Annotated in this window: 19 protein-coding genes; 5 read left to right on the top strand and 14 right to left on the bottom strand. The window is 63.8% G+C overall.

Annotated elements, in window-relative coordinates; genetic code table 11:
- Positions 1-8 precede the first annotated feature (8 nt).
- The 3 genes from FXN65_RS09965 to FXN65_RS09955 are packed head-to-tail and all read right to left on the bottom strand — an operon-like array spanning position 9 to position 3,181.
- Positions 9-1,253, bottom strand: a complete 1,245-nt coding sequence (locus tag FXN65_RS09965; RefSeq protein ID WP_151133037.1) for a lipoprotein-releasing ABC transporter permease subunit — start codon at positions 1,251-1,253, stop codon at positions 9-11.
- A gap of 1 nt (position 1,254) precedes the next feature.
- The gene (gene lolD / locus FXN65_RS09960) at positions 1,255-1,938 is read right to left on the bottom strand and encodes a lipoprotein-releasing ABC transporter ATP-binding protein LolD (RefSeq protein WP_151133036.1); all 684 of its coding nucleotides are present in this window, start codon (positions 1,936-1,938) and stop codon (positions 1,255-1,257) included.
- Positions 1,931-3,181 (bottom strand): lipoprotein-releasing ABC transporter permease subunit, encoded by a 1,251-nt coding sequence (locus FXN65_RS09955; protein ID WP_151133035.1) that lies wholly within the window; start codon positions 3,179-3,181, stop codon positions 1,931-1,933. The genes lolD and FXN65_RS09955 overlap by 8 nt, the downstream gene beginning before the upstream one ends.
- Positions 3,182-3,348: 167 nt before the next feature.
- On the opposite strand from FXN65_RS09955, the gene FXN65_RS09950 reads away from it, so the two are divergent.
- Genes FXN65_RS09950 through FXN65_RS09940 form a run of 3 tightly spaced genes read left to right on the top strand, consistent with a single transcriptional unit; the run spans position 3,349 to position 4,958 of the window.
- Complete coding sequence (locus FXN65_RS09950; RefSeq protein WP_151133034.1) at positions 3,349-3,933, top strand: PilZ domain-containing protein; 585 nt, start codon at positions 3,349-3,351, stop codon at positions 3,931-3,933.
- 9 nt (positions 3,934-3,942) lie between these two features.
- Positions 3,943-4,233 (top strand): phosphodiesterase, encoded by a 291-nt coding sequence (locus tag FXN65_RS09945; RefSeq protein WP_151133033.1) that lies wholly within the window; start codon positions 3,943-3,945, stop codon positions 4,231-4,233.
- Between the two features lie 2 nt (positions 4,234-4,235).
- Positions 4,236-4,958, top strand: coding sequence for a glycerophosphodiester phosphodiesterase (locus FXN65_RS09940; protein WP_151133032.1), 723 nt, complete (start codon positions 4,236-4,238; stop codon positions 4,956-4,958).
- 215 nt (positions 4,959-5,173) lie between these two features.
- Here the strand turns inward: FXN65_RS09940 and sthA are convergent, their stop codons facing one another.
- The 11 genes from sthA to FXN65_RS09885 all read right to left on the bottom strand — a co-directional run bounded on the left by sthA (position 5,174) and on the right by FXN65_RS09885 (position 17,028).
- Positions 5,174-6,568, bottom strand: coding sequence for a Si-specific NAD(P)(+) transhydrogenase (gene sthA / locus FXN65_RS09935; RefSeq protein WP_151133031.1), 1,395 nt, complete (start codon positions 6,566-6,568; stop codon positions 5,174-5,176).
- A gap of 150 nt (positions 6,569-6,718) precedes the next feature.
- Positions 6,719-6,946 (bottom strand): (Na+)-NQR maturation NqrM, encoded by a 228-nt coding sequence (nqrM, locus tag FXN65_RS09930; RefSeq protein ID WP_151133030.1) that lies wholly within the window; start codon positions 6,944-6,946, stop codon positions 6,719-6,721.
- A gap of 2 nt (positions 6,947-6,948) precedes the next feature.
- Positions 6,949-7,956 carry an FAD:protein FMN transferase gene (locus FXN65_RS09925; RefSeq protein ID WP_394351288.1) on the bottom strand — a complete coding sequence of 336 codons (1,008 nt, stop codon included), beginning with the start codon at positions 7,954-7,956 and terminating at the stop codon, positions 6,949-6,951.
- Positions 7,949-9,175, bottom strand: a complete 1,227-nt coding sequence (nqrF, locus tag FXN65_RS09920; protein ID WP_151133028.1) for an NADH:ubiquinone reductase (Na(+)-transporting) subunit F — start codon at positions 9,173-9,175, stop codon at positions 7,949-7,951. The genes FXN65_RS09925 and nqrF overlap by 8 nt, the downstream gene beginning before the upstream one ends.
- A 9-nt stretch (positions 9,176-9,184) precedes the next feature.
- Positions 9,185-9,793: an NADH:ubiquinone reductase (Na(+)-transporting) subunit E gene (nqrE, locus tag FXN65_RS09915; RefSeq protein WP_151133027.1), complete on the bottom strand. Its 609-nt coding sequence runs from the start codon at positions 9,791-9,793 to the stop codon at positions 9,185-9,187.
- Positions 9,793-10,467 (bottom strand): NADH:ubiquinone reductase (Na(+)-transporting) subunit D, encoded by a 675-nt coding sequence (locus tag FXN65_RS09910; RefSeq protein ID WP_151133026.1) that lies wholly within the window; start codon positions 10,465-10,467, stop codon positions 9,793-9,795. Before FXN65_RS09910 ends, nqrE begins: the two co-directional genes overlap by 1 nt.
- On the bottom strand, positions 10,464-11,252 hold the full coding sequence (locus FXN65_RS09905) for a Na(+)-translocating NADH-quinone reductase subunit C (RefSeq protein ID WP_151133025.1): 789 nt from the start codon (positions 11,250-11,252) through the stop codon (positions 10,464-10,466). The genes FXN65_RS09910 and FXN65_RS09905 overlap by 4 nt, the downstream gene beginning before the upstream one ends.
- Positions 11,245-12,456 (bottom strand): NADH:ubiquinone reductase (Na(+)-transporting) subunit B, encoded by a 1,212-nt coding sequence (locus FXN65_RS09900; RefSeq protein WP_151133024.1) that lies wholly within the window; start codon positions 12,454-12,456, stop codon positions 11,245-11,247. The genes FXN65_RS09905 and FXN65_RS09900 overlap by 8 nt, the downstream gene beginning before the upstream one ends.
- A 1-nt stretch (position 12,457) precedes the next feature.
- A complete protein-coding gene (locus tag FXN65_RS09895) occupies positions 12,458-13,795 on the bottom strand; it encodes a Na(+)-translocating NADH-quinone reductase subunit A (RefSeq protein ID WP_151133023.1) in 1,338 nt (445 codons plus the stop codon).
- Positions 13,796-14,070: 275 nt separating this feature from the next.
- Positions 14,071-15,468 (bottom strand): amino acid permease, encoded by a 1,398-nt coding sequence (locus tag FXN65_RS09890; protein ID WP_151133022.1) that lies wholly within the window; start codon positions 15,466-15,468, stop codon positions 14,071-14,073.
- Between the two features lie 93 nt (positions 15,469-15,561).
- Positions 15,562-17,028: a glyceraldehyde-3-phosphate dehydrogenase gene (locus FXN65_RS09885; RefSeq protein WP_151133021.1), complete on the bottom strand. Its 1,467-nt coding sequence runs from the start codon at positions 17,026-17,028 to the stop codon at positions 15,562-15,564.
- 136 nt (positions 17,029-17,164) lie between these two features.
- Here FXN65_RS09885 and mfd point away from each other — a divergent pair, with 136 nt between their 5' ends.
- Together mfd and FXN65_RS09875 are read left to right on the top strand one after the other, a co-directional pair.
- The gene (gene mfd, locus FXN65_RS09880; RefSeq protein ID WP_151138727.1) at positions 17,165-20,605 is read left to right on the top strand and encodes a transcription-repair coupling factor; all 3,441 of its coding nucleotides are present in this window, start codon (positions 17,165-17,167) and stop codon (positions 20,603-20,605) included.
- Positions 20,606-20,639: 34 nt separating this feature from the next.
- Positions 20,640-21,161 (top strand): CsiV family protein, encoded by a 522-nt coding sequence (locus FXN65_RS09875; RefSeq protein WP_151133020.1) that lies wholly within the window; start codon positions 20,640-20,642, stop codon positions 21,159-21,161.
- The last annotated feature ends 5 nt before the right edge of the window (positions 21,162-21,166 follow it).

Below are 21,166 nucleotides of genomic sequence, written 5' to 3'. Positions count from 1 at the left end.
GCGACCGGTTACTCGTAGCGCAGGGCTTCGGCCGGCTGGGTCTGGGCCGCGCGCCAGGCCGGGTAGATAGTGGCGAGGAAGCTCAAGACCAACGCTGCCGTGCAGATCAGCACCACGTCACCCAGCTGCAGTTCGGAGGGCAGGTAGCTGACGAAGTAGACGTCGGAGCTGAAGATCTGCCTGCCGCTGGCGCGCTCAAGGGCGGCGATCCACTGGCTGACGTTGAGCGCAGTGATGATGCCCAGCACGGTACCGATCAGGGTGCCGACGAAGCCGATCACACTGCCCTGCACCATGAACACCGCCATGATCTGCCTGGGCGTGGCCCCGAGGGTGCGGAGGATGGCGATATCCGCGCGCTTGTCGGCGACCACCATGATCAGCGTGGCGATGATGTTGAACGCCGCCACGGCCACGATCAGCAGCAGAAGGAGACCAATCATGGTCTTCTCCATTTTCATGGCACTGAACAGGCTGCCCTGGGTATGGGTCCAGTCGTCGGCGCGATAGCCCTGCCCCAGCTCGGAAACGAGCTGCTTCGACACTTCCGGCGCCTGGAACAGGTCCTTCAGCGCGATGCGCACACTCTGCACCTGGCCTTCCGGCAGGCGCTGGATGACAGAGGCATCGGCGATGTTGATCAGTGCCAGTGTGCTATCCAGTTCGGCGCCAACCTTGAACACGCCAACCACATTGAAGCGCTGCATGCGCGGGGTGATGCCGCCCGGGGCGCTGCTCACCTCGGGGACGATCAGGGTCAGCTTGTCGCCGACGTTGAGGCGGAAGCGCCTCGCGGTGATCTCGCCGATGACGATGCCGGACTCTCCCGGCTTCAACGCATCCAGGTCACCCTGCACCATGTGCTTGCCGATGATGGAGACCCTGGTTTCTTCACGGGGATCGATGCCGTTGATCTGAACCGGCTGCATCATGCCCTTGAACGAGAGCATGCCCTCCAGCTCGGCGAAGGGCACCGCCCCTACTACCTCCGGGTGCTTCATCGCGGCGTCGGCCACACGGCGCCAGTCATCCAGGGGCTGATCGGCGCTCAGGGTGGCATGGGACACCATGCCGAGAATGCGCGAGCGCATTTCCTTCTGGAAACCGTTCATCACCGAGAGCACCACGATCATGGCCAGCACGCCCAGCGCCAGGCCGATCATCGAAGTCAGCGAGATGAACGATATGTAGTGGTTACGGCGCTTGGCGCGCGTATAGCGCGTGCCGATGAAGATCGGGAGAGGTCTGAACATCTCAGGCAGCCACCAGTCGGCCTTCTTCCAGGCGCAGCACCCGATCCATCTGGCGGGCCAGCTGCAGGTCATGGGTCACCACCAGGAAGGCGGTCTGCAGGGAGCGGCTCAGCTCCTGCATCAGCTCCTGGATTCCGTGGGCGGTGTGCTGGTCGAGGTTGCCGGTGGGCTCGTCGAGCAGCACCAGCGCCGGGTTGTTGACCAGCGCACGGGCGATGGCCACACGCTGACGCTCGCCACCGGACAGCTCCGCCGGCTTGTGCGACAGGCGATGCCCAAGGCCCACGCGTTCCAGCAGCGCCGTGGCGCGCTGACGCGCTTCACCGATGGCGGTGCGGCCGATCAGCAGCGGCATGCAGACGTTCTCCAGGGCGGTGAACTCCGGCAGCAGGTGGTGGAACTGGTAGACGAAGCCCAAGGCGCGATTGCGCAGCAGGCCACGCGCGGTCTCGCTGAGGGCGGACAGCTCTTCGCCGGCCAGCCAGACGCTGCCCTTGCTCGGGGTATCCAGGCCGCCCAGCATGTTCAGCAGGGTACTCTTGCCGGAGCCGGAGCTTCCTACGATGGCCACTCGCTCGCCCGGATTCAGCTCCAGTTCGACGCCAGCCAGCACCTCGACCGATTGCGGACCTTCCTCATAGCTCTTGCCCAGGTTGCGGCAACTCAGGACTGCCTTGTTACTCATAGCGCAATGCCTCTGCTGGCTGGGTGCGCGCGGCACGCCAGGCGGGATAAAGGGTGGCGAGGAAGCTCAGGACCAGCGCGGCCGAACAGACCATCACCACGTCCTCGGCCATCAGTTGGGATGGCAGGTAATCGATGAAATAGACCTCGGCGCTGAGGAACTTGTGTCCCAGCAGGTGCTCCAGCAGGGCGATGGCATCGCTCACGTTGAGTGCGGCGAGAATGCCCAGCACCCCGCCAATGAGGGTGCCGACGACCCCGATCACCGTGCCCTGGACCATGAAGATGCCCATGATCTGCCGGGGCGTGGCGCCCAGCGTACGGAGGATGGCGATATCACCGCGCTTGTCGGTCACCACCATCACCAGGGTGGAAATGATGTTGAAGGCGGCCACGGCCACGATCAGCAGCAGGAGCAGGCCGATCATGGCCTTCTCCATCTTGATCGCCTGGTAGAGGTTGCCGTGGGTACGGGTCCAGTCGCGGGCGTAGAAATCCTCGCCCTTCAATTCGCCGGCGATCTGCCAGGCAACCTGGGGCGCCTGGAACAGGTCATCGAGCTTGAGGCGCAGGCCCTGCACCTGGTCCGGTTGCCAACGCTTCAGGCGGGCGACATCGGACAGGTTGGCGACAGCCAGGAAGCCGTCCAGCTCACCGGCACCGACATGGAAGATGCCGACCACGGTGAAGCGTTTCATGCGCGGGAAGACGCCGGCAGGGGTCACCGCCACTTCGGGCATCACGAAGGTGACCTTGTCGCCCATGCCGACGCCCAGCTTGGTGGCGGCGCGGTCGCCGATGACGATGCCGAATTCGCCGGGCTTCAAGGCAGCCAGGCTTCCCTCGCGGAAGAAGTCGCCGATGATGGAGACCTTGGCCTCCTCCTGCGGGTCCACGGCATTGACCAGCACCTTCTGCACCTTGCCATCGGCGGTCAGCAGGCCCTGGACCTGGGTGTAGGGAGCCACGGCCTTCACCTCGGAATGGCGGGCGACGCCTTCGGCCAGCTTGCGCCAGTCGTTGATGGGTACGGCGGATTCCACCGTGGCGTGCGGCACCATGCCCAGCACGCGGGTGCGCATCTCATGGTCGAAGCCGTTCATGACCGACAGCACCAGGATCATCACCAGCACGCCGAGGGCCAGGCCGATCATGGAAGTCAGGGAAATGAAGGAGACGAAGTAGCTACGGCGCTTGGCGCGCGTGTAACGGGCGCCTATGTACAGGGACAGCGGTCTGAACATGGAAGTGGAGTTCGCTGGCGAAAGAAGGGACGTCCTTGTGGCGGGGCCTGGCGAGCAGCGTTTACACTCAAATTCTGTTCGTGATCTGTCGCGGCGCCCCGGGCGACGCAAACGGACTTGCGATAACGGAACAGCTCTTCGACCACCACTGCTGCCATGGGTTCGCCATGTCGACACGAGACGCGGATGACCGCCGCGAATACTACCGCATCGAAGATACGATCGCACTGGAATTTCACCCGCTGAAACAGGGCGAAACAGCTGATGCAAGCGGCGCCGACAGCGCTTCCCAGCTGTTCAGCCTGCTCAGCGAACTGCACCTGATGGACTTCGAATCCCAGCACCTGCTGCGACATATCCATGAGCGCGATCGCACGTTGGCCGGCTACCTGAAGGTCATCAACAAGCGCATCGACCTGCTTGGCCAGGCACTCGCCCAGAGCCTGCTGCGGGATATCGGTCCGGCACGTCAGGTCACCCTGTCCGAAGGCGGCATCAGCTTCTGCAGTGCGCAACCCCTGGAACCGGGCACCCACCTGGCGATCAAGATGGTACTGATGCCCCAGGCCCTCGGCATGCTGCTGCGCGCCGTGGTGGTCCATAACCAGCTCCGCGAGGATGGCCAGTTCGAAATCGGCACCGAGTTCGAGGCGCTGACCGACGCCCAGCGCCAACTGCTGGCACGGCACATCCTGCAGAAACAGGCCCAGCAGCGACGTCAGGCCCGCGAACGCTCCTCCCCTTCCTCCTGAGACCCTCGCATGACGCGCCCCGGCCTGTTGCTGACCTGTCTCCTCCTCACGCTGCCCGCTGGGGCACAAACCATCGAAATTCCCGTCGGCGACCAGGGCGACCAGGCCCTTTCGCTGCCGGCACGCGGTGAGAGCCAGCACGCCGTGCTGGAGCGCTTCGGCCTGCCCGACGAAGAACACCCCGCGGTCGGCAAGCCCCCCATCAGCCGCTGGGACTACCGCGAATTCTCGGTCTACTTCGAAAGCGGACGCGTCATCGACAGCGTTCGCCACCATCAACCCAGAGCACCAAGGGAATAAACGTGACCCTGATCTACGGCCATCGAGGCGCCAAGGGCGAATGCCCGGAAAACACCCTGGCCAGCTTTCGGCAATGCCTGTCACATGGCGTGAAGCGTTGCGAGCTGGACCTGCACTTGTCCCGTGACGGCGAGCTGATGGTGATCCACGACCCCAGCCTGAAGCGCACTACGGGCCGCCGCGGCAAGGTAGCGGAGCATGACTCCGAGGAGCTGGTGACCTACGACGCCCGCCTGGGCGGTCCCGGTTGGCACCAGCCCTGCCCCATTCCGCGCCTGGCGACGCTGTTCGAGCACTGCGACTTCGAGCACTGGCAACTGGAAGTCAAGAGCGCATCAAGGGTACGTGCCGCGCGGACGGTGCTGGCGATCCAGGAACTGGCCGAGCGCCATGGCCTGATGGACAAGGTGACCGTCACCTCCAGCTCGCGGGAAGTGCTGCGCGCACTCAACCGCCTGACGCCGAAGCTGTCCCGCGGCCTGGTGGCCGAATACGCCTGGCTCGACCCGCTGAAGGTGGCCAAGCACCACGGCTGCGACCTGCTGGCACTGAACTGGACCCTGTGCACGCCGGAACGCCTGCTGCGAGCCCAGAAGGAAGGACTGCACGTGTCGGTGTGGACAGTCAATGAACCGGCCCTGATGCGCCGCCTGGCGGACTTCGGCGTGGACAGCATCATCACCGACTTCCCCGGACTGGCCAGCACCACCGTCGGGATTCGCTGAATACCCAATCCATCCGGCCCAATGGGAGCGAATTCATTCGCGATTGAAATCGCGCCCACAACTCTGGACGGTCCCCATGAAAAAACCGGCCGCAAGGGCCGGTTTTTCGTTCTAGGTGTCGCCTGATCAGAAGCTCTCCCGGTTCGGCCAGCGCCAGGTGCGCGGATCGTCGAGAGGATCCTCCCCGGCCGGTTCAGGCGCCCGGCCGGTGCCGCTCAAAAAAGCCGGTTGAGGCCGTCGAACGCCGCCACCCGGTAGGCTTCCGCCATGGTCGGGTAGTTGAAGGTGGTGTTGACGAAGTACTTGATGGTATTCGCCTCGCCCTTCTGGTTCATGATCGCCTGACCGATGTGCACGATCTCGGACGCCTGATAGCCGAAGCAGTGGACGCCGAGGATTTCCAGGGTTTCGCGATGGAACAGGATCTTCAGCATGCCCACCGGCTCGTGGGAGATCTGCGCGCGGGCCATGCCCTTGAAGAAAGCCTTGCCCACTTCGTAGGGGATCTTCGCCTGGGTGAGTTCGCGCTCGTTCTTGCCGATGGAGCTGATCTCCGGAATGGTGTAAATGCCGGTCGGCACGTCATCGACGAAGCGCCAGCTGTCGTTTTCGACCGCGCTGCCAGCGGCCGAACGGCCCTGGTCGGCGGCGGCACTGGCCAGGCTCGGCCAGCCGATCACATCGCCAGCGGCGAAGATGTTGCTGACCTCGGTGCGGTAGTACTGGTCGACGTTGATCTGGCCACGGCTGTTGACCTTGATGCCGATGTTTTCCAGGCCCAGCTTGTCGGTGTTGCCGGTACGGCCGTTGCACCACAGCAGGCAGTCGGCCTTGATCTTCTTGCCGGACTTGAGGTGCAGGATCACCCCGTTCTCCAGGCCCTCGATGCGCTCGTACTCCTCGTTGTGGCGAATGAGCACGTTGTTGTTGCGCAGGTGATAGCTCAGGGCGTCGGAAATCTCGTCGTCGAGGAAGCTGAGCAACTGGTCGCGATTGTCGATCAGGTCCACCAGCACGCCCAGGCCGCTGAAGATGGAGGCGTATTCGGAGCCGATCACGCCGGCTCCGTAGATGATGATGCGACGCGGCGTGTGGGTCAGGCTGAGGATGGTGTCGCTGTCGTAGATGCGCGGGTGGTGGAAGTCGACGTCCGCCGGGCGGTAGGGACGCGAGCCGGTGGCGATGATGACCTGCTTGGCCACCAGCTTTTCCACCACGCCGCTGGTGCAGACCACTTCCACGGTTTGCTCGTCGTGGAAGCTGGCGGTGCCGAAGAACACATCGACGCGGTTGCGCGCGTAGAAGCCGGTACGCGAGGCCACCTGCTTGGAGATCACCCGCTCGGCGCTCTTCAGCACGTCGGGGAAGGAGAACCAGCGCGGCTCGCCGATCTGGCGGAACAGCGGGTTGGTGTTGTACTGCATGATCTGCCGTACCGAGTGGCGCAGGGCCTTGGACGGAATGGTGCCGAGGTGGGTGCAGTTGCCGCCGACCAGCGGGCGGTTGTCCACCACCGCCACCTTGCGACCCGCCTTGGCGGCGTTCATCGCCGCGCCCTCACCCGCCGGGCCGGAACCCAGCACCACTACGTCGTAGTTGTAGACAGCCATGCTTACTCCTCATAACGGGCCGGGGCGCCCTCTGGCGCCCCCGGCAAGGTCCGCGGCGAACCACACCGCGGAATTCGGAACCTGTTTCGGCGATCCCGGGCGGGACCCTGAACTGGCGTGCAGCTTAGCCGAGCCGCTTGGCGCTGCACATTAGCGCTTGGTCGCGTCGTAGGCGAGTGCTGAATCCACTACATCGCCATCGCGGCGCACTTCTTCGCATTTCTCACGATTGCCGCCACAGATGGAGCACTCCTTTTCGATGCCCAGGTTGGCGATACCACCACAGGAGCCGGCGATCGGCTTGCGTCCCATGATCACGCCGACGGCCATGCCCAGCACCACCAGCAGCATGATCACGAACACCAGAATGAAGGTCATGCTCACTTCTCCTCTTGCTCGAACAGTGCGTGAAAGCGGCGGCTGCCACGACTCCTGAATCCATCACCTTCGCGCGTCACGAAGAGCGCGGCGATACCATGGCGTTCGGCATAGGCCGCCCCCTCCTCCGGCCCCAGCACCATCAGCAGGGTAGACAGGCCGTCCGCCCGCAACGCCGACTCGTCCACCACGGTCACCGCCGCAAGGCTGTGGCTGATCGGCGCCCCGGTCTTCGGGTCCAGCGTGTGGGAGTAGCGCTTGCCATCCCTGACAAAGTAGTTGCGATAGTCACCCGAGGTGGAAACGCCAAGCCCGTCCAGCCGAATGACTTGCTGCGCAGACTGGCGATCATCGCGCGGCGCTTCGATGGCGATGCGCCAGGGCGCGCCATCGGGCTTGCGACCGATGGCCTTGAGCTCGCCGGTGATCTCCACCAGGGCACTGCTGACACCCAGCTCGCCAAGCCTTGCCACCACGCGGTCGACCGCATAGCCGGCGGCGATGCTGTTGAAGTCCAGCTGCACCGCCGCGTCCTTGCACAGTTCTGCCCCCCGAATGGACAGGTGCTGATGGCCGACGTCAGCCTTCGCTGCGGCAATGGCTTCGGCGCCAGGCACCTGGTCGCCCCGGGACTGCGGGCCAAACCCCCAGAGATTGAGCAGCGGCTCCACCGTCATGTCGAAGGCGCCCGCACTGTCCTTCGACAGTTCGCCGGCGAAGGAAACCAGCTCCAGCATCGAGGCAGGCAAGGCCATGCAGCTGCCCGCAGGCAAGGCATTGAAACGCTCCACCTCGGAGTCGGCACGGTAGGTGGACATCTGCTGGTCGATCTCCGCCAGGATGTCCTCCACCTCGTTGCGCGCCTGCTCCACCGAAGGACCGGACGCGCTGCGCAGATACTTCACCGAGTAGCTGCTGCCCATGGTGGGGCCGCCGAACCGCTCCAGGCTGTCGCCGCAACCGGCCAGTAGCAAACCGGCCGACAGCAGGAAGGCAATGCGCTTAGCCACCGAAGTCATCCAGCAGGATGTTTTCCCGCTCCACACCAAGATCGGTGAGCATCTTGATCACCGCGGCGTTCATCATCGGCGGACCGCACATGTAGAACTCGCAATCCTCCGGGGCCGGGTGATCCTTGAGGTAGTTCTCGTACAGGACGTTATGGATGAAGCCCTTCAGCCCCGTCCAGTTGTCCTCCGGCTGCGGATCGGAAAGCGCCAGGTGCCACTGGAAGTTCGGGTTTTCGGCGGCCAACTGGTCGTACTCCTCGGTATAGAAGGCTTCGCGCAGGGAGCGCGCGCCGTACCAGAAGCTGATCTTGCGCTTGGACCCCAGGCGCTTGAGCTGGTCGAAGATGTGCGAACGCATGGGGGCCATGCCCGCGCCACCGCCGATGAAGACCATCTCCGCCTCGGTGTCCTTGGCGAAGAACTCGCCGAAGGGGCCATAGACCGTGACCTTGTCGCCCGGCTTGAGGCTGAACACCCAGGAAGACATCTGCCCTGGCGGCAGGTCATCCTTGCCCGGCGGCGGCGAGGCGATGCGGATGTTGAATTTGACGATGCCCTTCTCGTCCGGGTAGTTGGCCATGGAGTACGCGCGGATCACCGTCTCATCGACCCTGGACACGTACTTCCACTGGTTGAACTTGTCCCAGTCGCCGCGGTATTCGGGCTGGATTTCGAAGTCCTTGTAGGCCACCTCATGGGGCGGGCATTCCAGCTGCACGTAGCCACCGGCGCGGAAATCCACGCTCTCCCCTTCCGGCAGGCGCAAGGTCAACTCCTTGATGAAAGTGGCCACGTTGGGGTTGGACTCCACCGTGCACTCCCACTTCTTCACGCCGAAGACCTCTTCCGGCACTTCGATGTGCATGTCCTGCTTTACCGGGGTCTGGCAGGACAGTCGCCAGCCTTCCTTCGCCTGGCGGCGGGTGAAGTGGGATTCCTCCGTGGGCAGCATTTCCCCGCCGCCGCTCTCGACGATGCATTTGCACTGGGCACAGGTGCCGCCGCCACCACAGGCGGAGGACAGGAAGACGTTATGGGATGCCAGGGTCTGCAGCAGCTTGCCGCCGGCCGGGACAGTGATGGTCCGCTCGCCGTTGATCACGATGTTCACGTCGCCGCTGGATACCAGCTTGGCGCGAGCCGCCAGGATGATTACCACCAGCCCGAGGACGATGGCGGTGAACATGCCAATGGCGAGGAAGATTTCGAAACTCAGCATGTCCTTTCCTTAGAGCTGCACACCAGAGAACGACATGAAGCCGAGGGACATCAGGCCGATGGTGATGAAGGTGATGCCGAGGCCCTGCAGGCCTTCGGGGACATCGCTGTATTTCAACTTCTCGCGGATGCCCGCCAGCAGTGCAATGGCCAGGGCCCAGGAGAATCCGGAGCCGATGCCGTAGACCACACTCTCACCGAGGTTGTAGTCGCGCTCCACCATGAACAGCGAGCCGGCCATGATGGCGCAGTTCACCGTGATCAGCGGCAGGAACACCCCGAGGGCGTTGTAGAGCGAGGGCACGTACTTGTCGAGCAGCATCTCGAGGATCTGCACGATGGCGGCGATCACCCCGATGTAGCTGAGCAGGCCGAGGAAGGACAGGTCTACATCCGGCAGTCCGGCCCAGGCCAGGGCGCCGTCCTTCAGCAACAGGCTGTACAGCAGGTTGTTGGCCGGCACGGTGATGGCCTGCACCACGATCACCGCGATGCCGAGGCCGATGGCGGTTTCCACCTTCTTCGAGATGGCGATGAAGGTGCACATGCCGAGGAAGAAGGCCAGGGCCATGTTCTCGACGAACACGGCCTTCACGAACAGGCTGAGGTAATGCTCCATCAGTAGGCCTCCTTGTTGGATACCTGGGGCGCGATCTTGTACGCCGGCGCCTCTCTCTGCTCGGTCTTCCAGCTGCGCAGGGCCCAGATGATCAGGCCGATGAGGAAGAACGCCGAGGGCGGCAACAGCAGCAGGCCATTGGGCTGGTACCAGCCGCCATCATTGATCACCGGCAGAACTTCATAGCCCAGCAGCTTGCCGGCGCCGAACAGCTCGCGAACGATGCCGAGGACGATCAGCATGGCGCTGTAGCCAAGGCCGTTGCCGATGCCATCGAAGAACGACAACAGCGGCGGGTTGGCCATGGCAAAGGCCTCCGCGCGCCCCATCACGATGCAGTTGGTGATGATCAGGCCGACGAACACCGAGAGCTGCTTGGACAGGCTGAAGGCGTAGGCCTTGAGCACCTGGTCGACCACTATCACCAGCGACGCAATGATCACCATCTGCACGATCATGCGGATCGAGCTGGGGATCTGGCTGCGGATCATCGAGATGAACAGGTTGGAGAAACCGGTCACCAGGGTCAGGGCGATGGACATCACCAGCGCGGTCTTCAGGTTGGAAGTGACCGCCAGGGCCGAGCAGATACCAAGGATCTGCAGGCCGATGGGGTTGTTGTGCAGGATCGGGTCCAGCAGGACCGACCGGATAGTGGGTTGCGCCATGTTCATGCCTCCCCGTCGTTCAGCTTGGCCAGGAAGGGACCGAAGCCGTTCTTGCCCAGCCAGAAATGCAGCAGGTTGTTGACGCCCTTGCTGGTCAGCGTCGCGCCGGCAAGGCCGTCGACCTGATGACTGGCGTTCGGTGATTGCGCGTCGACGCTGCCCTTGATGATCTGGATGGCCAGTTGGCCCTGCTCATCGAACAGGTTCTTGCCATTCCACAGCGCCTTCCATTTCGGGTTGTCTACTTCACCACCGAGTCCCGGGGTCTCGCCGTGCTGGTAGAAGCCGAGACCGACCACGGTATTGAGGTCGCCCTTTAGCGCCAGGAAGCCGTAAAGGGTCGACCAGAGACCGTAGCCACGCACTGGCAGGATCAGGGTCTGCAGCTTGCCGTCCTGCTCCACCAGGTAAACGGTGGAGAAACGCTCGCGACGCTTGATGGACGCGATGTCCTGCTCGGCGGGCAGGGCATCGGACAGCTGCGGGTCCTTGGCGGCCTTCAACGGGTCGAAGCCGGCGACCTGGATCGCATCGCTGAATTCGCCGGTAGAGAGGTCCACCACCTTCGCACGGATGCGCTCGGCATAGAGCTGCTTCACCTCGTCAGCGGACATGCCCGCTTCGCCCAGGCCGGCGATGGCGAGAATGCTGCGCTGCTTGTCCAGCTCGCGGTTTTCCACCTGTACCGGCTTCAACGCCACGGCGCCACCCGCCACGAACACGGAACACACCAGGCAGACCACCAGGGCCACCATCAGGGTGCGGACAGTGGATTCTTTCTGGTTAGCCATTACGTGCCAGCCTCCGCTTGATATTGGCCTGGACGACGAAATGGTCGATCAGCGGCGCGAACAGGTTGGCGAAGAGAATCGCCAGCATCATGCCTTCCGGGAAGGCCGGGTTGACCACGCGGATCAGCACCACCATCAGGCCGATAAGGGCGCCGAACAGCCATTTGCCGGTGTTGGTCATGGAGGCGGACACCGGGTCGGTGGCCATGAACATCATGCCGAAGGCGAAGCCGCCCAGGACAAGGTGCCAGTACCAGGGCATGGCGAACATCGGGTTGGTGTCCGAACCGATGGCGTTGAACAGCCAACTGGTGGCGATCATGCCGAGCATCACGCCGGCGACGATGCGCCAGGCTGCGATGCGGGTGAACAGCAGCACGCCGCCGCCGATCAGGATGGCCAGGGTACTGGTTTCGCCGATGGAGCCCTGGATGGTGCCCAGGAATGCATCCATCCAGCTGATGCCGTGGCCGACGATGTTCTCGACACCGCCTGCAGCGCCCAGGCTCAGGGAGGTGGCGCCGGCGAAACCGTCCACCGCGGTCCACACCTCATCGCCGGAAATCTGTGCCGGATAGGCGAAGAAGAGGAAGGCGCGGCCGGCCAGGGCCGGGTTGAGGAAGTTCTTGCCGGTGCCGCCGAAGACTTCCTTGCCCAGGACTACGCCGAAGCTGATACCGAGCGCCACCTGCCAGAGGGGGATGCTCGGTGGCAGGGTCAGGGCGAAGAGCACGGAGGTGACGAAGAAGCCTTCGTTCACTTCATGGCGGCGAATGGAGGCGAACAGCACTTCCCAGAAGCCGCCGACAATAAAGGTCACGGCGTAGATGGGCAGGAACCAGGCCGCCCCCTGGATGAAGTTGTCCCACAGGCTGTTGGGGTCGAATCCGGCCAGCGAACCGATCAGCGCGAAGCGCCAACCCTCCTGGTCCGCCAGCAGATCAGGGCTTTGTGCGAACACCAGGTTGGCCTGGTAGCCGACGTTCCACATGCCGAAGAACATCGCCGGGAAGGTGCAGAGCCAGACGGTGATCATCATTCGCTTGAGGTCGATACCGTCGCGCACATGGGCCGTGGTACGGGTCACGTTGGCGGGGCGATAGAAGAAGGTATCCACCGCCTCGTACAGCGCGTACCACTTCTCATAGCGACCACCCTGCTCGAAGTTGTGCTCGATGCGGTCAAGGAATTTTCTAAGGCCCATCTCAGCCCTCCTTCTCGATACGGCTGAGGTTGTCCCGCAGGATCGGACCGTACTCGTACTTGCCGGCGCAGACGTAGCTGCACAGGGCCAGGTCTTCTTCGTCCAGCTCCAGGCAGCCGAGCTTCTGGGCCATTTCGGTATCGCCGACGATCAGGTAGCGCAACAACTGGGTGGGCAGGATGTCCAGGGGCATCACCGACTCGTAGTTGCCAACCGGCACCATGGCGCGCGGGCTGCCGTTGGTGGTGGTGCTGAAGGCGAACTTGCGGCCACCCAGCAATCTGGAAACGAAGATGTTCAGCACCGAGTGCTTGTTCACCCCGGCTCGCAGGTAATGCAGCAACTCGCGGTCATTGCCTTCGCGCAGGCAGGACACCTGCAGGTGATAGCGGCCGAGGTAGGCGCAGGCGCCGCGAGAGGTACGCCCCCCCAGCAGCGAGCCGGACACCACGCGGTTGGCGCCGGGCTGCAGTTCGCCTGCGGTGAGCTCTTCCAGGCTGGCACCGAGGCGGGCGCGCACCAGGCGGGGCCTCTCCACCACCGGCCCCGCCAGGGAGACCACACGTTCCACCCAGAGACGTCCGGTGGTGAACAGCTTGCCGATGGCGATCACATCCTGATAGCCAATGTGCCAGACACTCTTGCCGGCACTTACCGGATCGAGGAAGTGGATGTGGGTACCAGGCAGGCCTGCCGGATGCGGCCCGGCGAACGACTCGCTGCGAACCTGGGCCAGACCCGCACCCGGTAACTCGACACCTTCGGCCTTGCAGAGGAATACGCGGGCCAGGTGGGCGAGCACCTTGAGGCCATGCTCGAAGTCCGCGGCATGCTCGGCGATCACCAGCACGGGATCGGCGGCCAGCGGATGAGTATCCATGGCCGTGACGAAGATGGAGCTTGGCGTGGCGTCGATCGCCGGGACGCGGCTGAACGGCCGGGTGCGCAGCGCAGTCCAGAGGCCGGAACGGATCAGGTTGTCGCGCACTCGCTCGTGGCCGAGCTGGTCGAGTTGTCCGGCGGCGTACTGCTCGAAGAGGATTTCGTCCTCGCCCGCGAGGTCGATCACCACCGACTGCAGCACGCGTTGCTCACCGCGATGAATGGCGCTGATCACACCGGCACCTGGCGCGGTGTAGATGACCCCGGGGGTTTTCTTGTCGGAGAACAGTGGCTGGCCGAGTTTGACCCGATCCCCCACCTGGACATCCATGGTCGGCTTCATGCCGTGATAGTCGAAGCCGATGACGGCGACGCTGCGAACCGGGCGCCCTGCCTCGATTCGCTGGACCGGCTCACCTGCCACCGGCAGGTGCAGCCCTCGCTTGATTCTGATCATAGGTTTCGCCTGAAACAGAAGTGCTTCCCGGCACAGCTCGCTGGCCAAAAGACCAGCATCGCGCCAGGCATGATCTGGCACGAACGCGCTGAATTCCGAACGATTAAGAGGGGGATTATAGAGAGCGCACGGCAACCGCGCCAACCAAAGGCTTTCTTTTCATGGACTTAGGAAATGTCTGGCGACAAGGCGTCCGCTTCTGAACGAAGGGTCATCACCGCACCCCAATGAAAAACGGGAGCCAGAGGCTCCCGTCTTCCCGTCCGCCACGGACTTCAGTGAGCGGTCGCGCGTGCCGCGGAACGCTTGAAGTAGTAGCAGACGCCGATCAGGGCCAACCAGAAGGGAATGGCATAGACCGATACATTGATGCCCGGAATCATCAGCATCACACCGAGGATCAGCGCCACGAACGCCAGGCACAGGTAGTTGCCGAGCGGGTACCAGAGCGCCTTGAAGGAGGGCTCGACACCTTGGGCAACCATGCTCTTGCGGAACTTAAGGTGGGACAGACTGATCATCGCCCAGTTGATCACCAGAGCCGCCACCACCAGCGCCATCAGCAGTTCCAGGGCCTTCTGCGGCGCCAGGTAGTTCACGACCACGCAGAGGAAAGTGATCAGTGCGGAGAGGCCAATGGCAAGTACCGGCACGCCACGGTCGTCCACCTTCATCAGTGCCCTGGGCGCATCGCCCTGCTCGGCGAGACCGTAGAGCATGCGACTGTTGGCATAGACACCGCTGTTGTAGACCGACAGGGCTGCGGTCAATACCACGAAGTTCAAGATATGGGCCGCAGCATCGCTGCCGATCAGCGAGAAAATCTGCACGAAGGGGCTGCCGCTGTAGGGATCGCCCGCAGCGTTCAGGGTCTCCAGCAGCTTGTCCCAGGGATAGAGCATCAGCAGCACGCTGAGGGCGCCAATGTAGAAAATCAGGATGCGGTAGATGACCTGGTTGACGGCCTTGGGAATCACCTTCTTCGGCTCGCTGGCTTCGGCAGCGGTGATGCCGATCAGTTCCAGGCCACCAAAGGAGAACATGATGATGGCCAGCACCATCACCAGGCCTTCCAGGCCATTGGGGAAGAAACCGCCATGGCTCCAGAGGTTGCTCACCGCCGCCTGTTCACCGCCCGCACCGCTGACCAGCAGGTAGATGCCCAGGACGATCATGCCGATGATGGCCACCACCTTGATCAGGGCGAACCAGAATTCCGCTTCACCGAAGACCTTCACGTTGGCCAGGTTGATCAGGTTGATCAGCACGAAAAACACCGCCGCCGACACCCAGGTGGGCACCTCCGGCCACCAGAACTGGATGTACTTGCCCACGGCGGTCAGCTCGGCCATGCCCACCAGGACGTACAGCACCCAGTAGTTCCAGCCGGAAAGGAAACCCGCATAGCCGCCCCAGTATTTGTGGGCGAAGTGACTGAAGGAGCCGGCCACCGGCTCTTCGACGATCATCTCGCCGAGCTGGCGCATGATCAGGAATGCGAAGAAGCCGGCAATGGCGTAGCCGAGAATCATCGACGGCCCCGCCGACTTGAGCACCCCGGCCGAGCCCAGGAACAGGCCGGTACCAATGGCGCCGCCCAGCGCGATTAGCTGGATGTGGCGGTTTTTCAGGCCCCTTTTGAGCGGCCCCTGGTGAAGGTGATGTCCTTCCATCTGGGAATTCCCCAAGCGATTCTTGTTATCCGATTACAGACGCAAAAATGAAAAACGGGAGCCCGAGAGCTCCCGTTTTTCACAGGTCACGACTTAGCGCGGGAAAGACGGCGGGTTTACACCTGCCATATCTTCCATCACGCGGACCACCTGGCAGCTGTAACCGAACTCGTTGTCGTACCAGACGTACAGGACAACGCGGTTATCGTTGCAGATGGTGGCTTCAGCATCGACCACACCGGCGTGGCGGGAACCGACGAAGTCGGAGGACACCACTTCCTGGGAGGAGACGTAATCGATCTGCTTGTGCAGATCCGAATGCATGGCCGCCTGGCGCAGGTATTCGTTGATCTCGTCGCGGGTGGTGGCCTTCTCCAGGTTCAGGTTCAGGATCGCCATGGAGACGTTCGGGGTCGGAACGCGGATGGCGTTGCCGGTCAGCTTGCCCTTCAGCACCGGTAGGGCCTTGGCGGCGGCGGTGGCGGCACCGGTCTCGGTGATCACCATGTTCAGCGGAGCGCTGCGGCCGCGACGGCTGCCCTTGTGGAAGTTGTCGATCAGGTTCTGGTCGTTGGTGTACGAGTGAACGGTTTCGACGTGGCCGTTGACGATGCCGAACTGATCATTGACCGCTTTCAGCACCGGCACGATGGCGTTGGTGGTGCAGGAAGCGGCGGAGACGATCTTGTCGTCGGCAGTGATGTCGCCGTGGTTGATGCCGTGAACGATGTTCTTCAGCGCGCCCTTGCCCGGAGCGGTCAGGACGACGCGGTCGATGCCCGGGCACTTCAGGTGCTGGCCCAGACCGTCGGCGTCACGCCATTTGCCGGTATTGTCGACCAGCAGGGCGTTCTTGATGCCGTAGGCGGTGTAGTCGATCGAGGCGGGATCGTTGGAGTAGATCACCTGGATCAGGTTGCCGTTGGCGGTCAGGGTGTTGTTTTCTTCGTCGATGACGATGGTACCGTCGAACGGACCGTGTACGGAGTCACGACGCAGCAGGCTGGCGCGCTTGACCAGGTCGTTCTCGGCGCCCTTGCGGACGACGATGGCGCGCAGGCGCAGGCCGTCGCCACCACCGGTCTTCTCGATCAGGATGCGCGCCAGCAGGCGGCCGATGCGGCCGAAGCCGTACAGCACGACGTCGGTACCTTCGCGGGCAGCGCCGTTCTGCTTGCCAACCACGTCGGCCAGCTCGTCCTTGGTGAACTGTTCGATGCTGCGGCCATTACCTTCGGCCTTGAACTTGGCAACCATCTTGCCCAGGTCCACGGAAGCGGCGCCCAGCTTGAGCTCGCTCATGGCCTTGAGGATCGGGAAGGTTTCGTGAACCGACAGCTCGGCTTCATCCGCGAGGCGGTGACGAGCAAAGCGGTGGGCCTTGAGGATGGCGATCACGGAGCGGTTGATCAGGCCACGGCCATAGATCGAAGTCACAACATTGTTGTTGCGATACAGCTGGCCAATCATCGGAATCATGGCTTCCGCGAGGGCTTCACGATCGATCCATTCACCGAGACACTGGTCGGGCTTCTGAGTCACGGGCAGTACCTTCCACATGTAGGGGATGAAAAAAGGGGCTACATTATGACGGCGCACGCAGGCGCCGGCAATCAGCAGCGGCCCCAACACTGACATCCGCTAGTCGGGATAGTTACAATCCGCCGATCTTTTTCCGACCGGAGCCACCTTGCCCGTGTCCGTACTGCGCCTTCCGCCTCTTCCCACCACCGCCGGCAAGCAACATTGGGGCAACCTGCCCGGCGCCGCCCTGAGCCTGGCCATCGCCGAAGCCGCCAGCGCCGGCAAGGGTTTCACCCTGCTGCTGACCGCCGACAGCCAGACCGCCGAGCGCCTCGAGCAGGAACTGGGTTTCTTCGCCCCGGACCTGGACGTCCTGCACTTCCCCGACTGGGAAACCCTGCCCTACGATCTTTTCTCGCCGCACCAGGACATCATTTCCCAGCGCGTCGACACCCTTTACCGGCTGCCCGAGGTCAAGCGCGGCGTACTGGTGGTGCCCATCACCACCGCCCTGCACCGACTGGCGCCCACACGCTTCCTGCTGGGTTCCAGCCTGGTGCTGGACGTCGGCCAGAAGCTCGATGTGGAGCAGATGCGACTGCGCTTCGAGGCTGCCGGCTACCGTTGCGTGGACACGGTCTACGAACATGGCGAGTTCGCCGTCCGTGGCGCCCTGATCGACCTGTTCCCCATGGGCAGCGACCTGCCCTATCGCATCGACCTGTTCGATGACGAGATCGAAACCCTGCGCACCTTCGACCCGGAAACCCAGCGCTCGGTGGACAAGGTGGAATCCATCCGCCTGCTGCCGGCCCGCGAGTTCCCGCTGGACAAGAAGGCCGTCACCGATTTCCGCGGACGCTTCCGCGAGCGCTTCGACGTCGACTTCCGCCGCTGCCCCATCTACCAGGACCTGGCCAGTGGCATCACGCCGGCGGGCATCGAGTATTACCTGCCGCTGTTCTTCGAGGAGTCGGCGACCCTGTTCGACTACCTGCCGGCGGACACCCAGGTGTTCTCCCTGCCCGGCATCGAGCAGGCCGCCGAACAGTTCTGGACCGACGTGCGCAACCGCTACGAGGAACGCCGCGTCGACCCCGAGCGTCCGCTGGTTCCACCTGCCGAACTGTTCCTGCCGGTGGAAGACTGCTTCGCCCGCCTCAAGGGCTCGCCTCGCCTGATCCTGAGCCAGGAAGACATCGAGCCCGGCGTTGGCCGCGAGCGCTTCTCCGCCCGCGCCCTGCCGGACCTCGCCATCCAGGCCAAGGCCACCGAACCGATGTCGGCGCTGCGTCGCTTCATCGAGGAATTTCCCGGCCGCGTGCTGTTCAGCGCCGAATCCGCCGGCCGCCGCGAAGTGCTGCTGGAAATGCTCGCCCGCCTCAAGCTGCGCCCGCAGGAAGTGGACGGCTGGCCGGACTTCGTCAGCAGTGCCGAGCGCCTGGCCATAACCATCGCGCCGCTGGATGAGGGCCTGTTGCTGGACGACCCGGGCCTGGCCCTGATCGCCGAAAGCCCACTGTTCGGCCAACGGGTAATGCAGCGTCGCCGCCGCGAACGCCGTAGCGACGCCGGCGACAACGTGATCAAGAACCTCGCCGAGCTGCGCGAAGGCGCGCCCGTGGTGCACATCGACCACGGCGTTGGCCGCTACCTGGGCCTGATCACCCTGGAAATCGACGGCCAGGCCGCCGAATTCCTCGCCCTGCAATACGCCGAGGAAGCCAAGCTCTACGTGCCGGTGGCCAGCCTGCACCTGATCGCCCGCTACACCGGCAGCGACGATGCCTTGGCCCCCTTGCACCGCCTGGGCTCGGAAGCCTGGCAGAAGGCCAAGCGCAAGGCCGCCGAGCAGGTCCGCGATGTCGCTGCCGAGCTGCTGGACATCTACGCCCGCCGCGCCGCCCGCGAAGGTTACGCCTTCAAGGACCCGAAGGCCGACTATGCCACCTTCTCCGCCGGCTTCCCCTTCGAGGAAACCCCCGACCAGCAGGCCGCCATCGAAGCCGTGCTGGCCGATATGCTCGCGCCCAGGCCCATGGATCGCCTGGTGTGCGGCGACGTCGGCTTCGGCAAGACCGAAGTCGCGATGCGTGCCGCCTTCGTCGCGGTGCACAGCGGCAGGCAGGTCGCCGTACTGGTGCCCACCACCCTCCTCGCCCAGCAGCACTACAACAGCTTCCGCGATCGCTTCGCCGACTGGCCGGTGACCGTCGAAGTGATGAGCCGCTTCAAGTCGGCCAAGGAAGTGGAAGGTGCGGCGCAACAACTGGCCGAAGGCAAGATCGACATCATCATCGGCACCCACAAGCTGCTGCAGGATGACGTTCGCTTCAAGAACCTCGGTCTGGTGATCATCGACGAAGAACACCGTTTCGGCGTGCGCCAGAAGGAACAGCTGAAGTCCCTGCGCAGCGAGGTGGACATCCTCACCCTCACCGCCACGCCCATTCCGCGAACGCTGAACATGGCGGTGGCCGGCATGCGCGACCTGTCCATCATCGCCACGCCGCCCGCGCGCCGGCTATCGGTACGCACCTTCGTCATGGAGCGGCAGAAGACCGCGATCAAGGAAGCGCTGCTCCGCGAGCTGCTGCGCGGCGGCCAGGTCTATTACCTGCACAACGAGGTGGCGACCATCGAGAAATGCGCCGCCGAGCTGGCCGAACTGGTGCCCGAGGCGCGCATCGCGGTCGGCCACGGCCAGATGCGCGAGCGCGAACTCGAACAGGTGATGAGCGACTTCTACCACAAGCGCTTCAACGTGCTGGTGGCCTCGACCATCATCGAAACCGGCATCGACGTGCCCAGCGCCAACACCATCGTCATCGAGCGTGCCGACAAGTTCGGCCTGGCCCAGCTGCACCAACTGCGCGGCCGCGTCGGCCGCAGCCACCACCAGGCCTACGCCTACCTGCTGACGCCGCCACGCAAGCAGATGACCCCGGACGCCGAGAAACGCCTGGAAGCCATCGCCAACGCCCAGGACCTGGGCGCCGGCTTTGTGCTGGCCACCCATGACCTGGAAATCCGCGGCGCCGGCGAACTCCTCGGCGAGGGCCAGAGCGGCCAGATCCAGGCCGTTGGTTTCACCCTCTACATGGAGATGCTCGAGCGTGCGGTGAAAGCCATCCGCAAGGGCGAACAGCCGAACCTGGAACAGCCCCTGGGCGGCGGCCCGGAGATCAACCTGCGGGTTCCGGCGCTGATCCCCGAGGACTACCTGCCGGATGTCCACGCGCGCCTGATCCTCTACAAGCGTATCGCCTCCGCGGCGGACGAAGACGGCCTGAAAGAGCTGCAAGTGGAGATGATCGACCGCTTCGGCCTGCTGCCCGAACCCAGCAAGCACCTGGTGCGCCTGACCCTCCTCAAGCTGCAGGCGGAGAAGCTTGGCATCAGGAAAGTCGATGCCGGCCCGCAAGGTGGCCGCATCGAGTTCGCCGCAGACACCTGCGTCGACCCGCTGGTACTGATCAAGCTGATCCAGGGCCAGCCCAAGCGCTACAAGTTCGAAGGCGCCACCCTGTTCAAGTTCCAGGTGCCCATGGAGCGCCCGGAAGAACGCTTCAACACCCTCGAAGCCCTGTTCGAACGCCTGACCCCGCAGTAGTCTGCGGAATGATTGCCCCTATAAGGAACAACCCATGCGTGCCATTCGTAACTTCGCCCTGCTGCTCGCCCTGCTCGCCCCGGCAGCTTTCGCCGACGGCCTCTATTCGGTGGAAATGATCATCTTCCGCCAGTCCGGCGATCCGATTCCCGCCAGCCAGCCGGCGCCGGACGACTGGGCCGCCGGCAGCCAGTCCATCGAAGGCAGCGAGCGCGGCACAGCGCTGGACGGCGAAGCGGCCAAGCTCAACCCCAATGCGGGTTACGAGGTGCTGCTGCACAAGGCCTGGTCGCAGAACCTGTCCGCCACTCCGAACATGGTTTCGGTGACCTCCGGCGAACAACAGCTGGGCCATTATCCGGTGGAAGGCACCCTGGCACTCACTCTCGATCGCAGCGTCGACGCCCAGGCCGACTTCTGGATCAACCAGTTCGACGGCAGCGGCCTGATCAGCAGCAGCGAGCGCCTGCGTCAGGGCACCCGCCTGAAGAATGGAGAACTCACCTTCCTCGACCACGGCAACCTGGGCATCCTGATCCGCATCAGCCCGCTCTAAGGCAC

Source organism: Pseudomonas lalkuanensis (genome assembly GCF_008807375.1).
GTDB lineage: Bacteria > Pseudomonadota > Gammaproteobacteria > Pseudomonadales > Pseudomonadaceae > Metapseudomonas > Metapseudomonas lalkuanensis.
The sequence above is the reverse complement of the archived record's forward strand: the minus strand, read 5'-3'. Positions and strand labels throughout refer to the sequence as shown.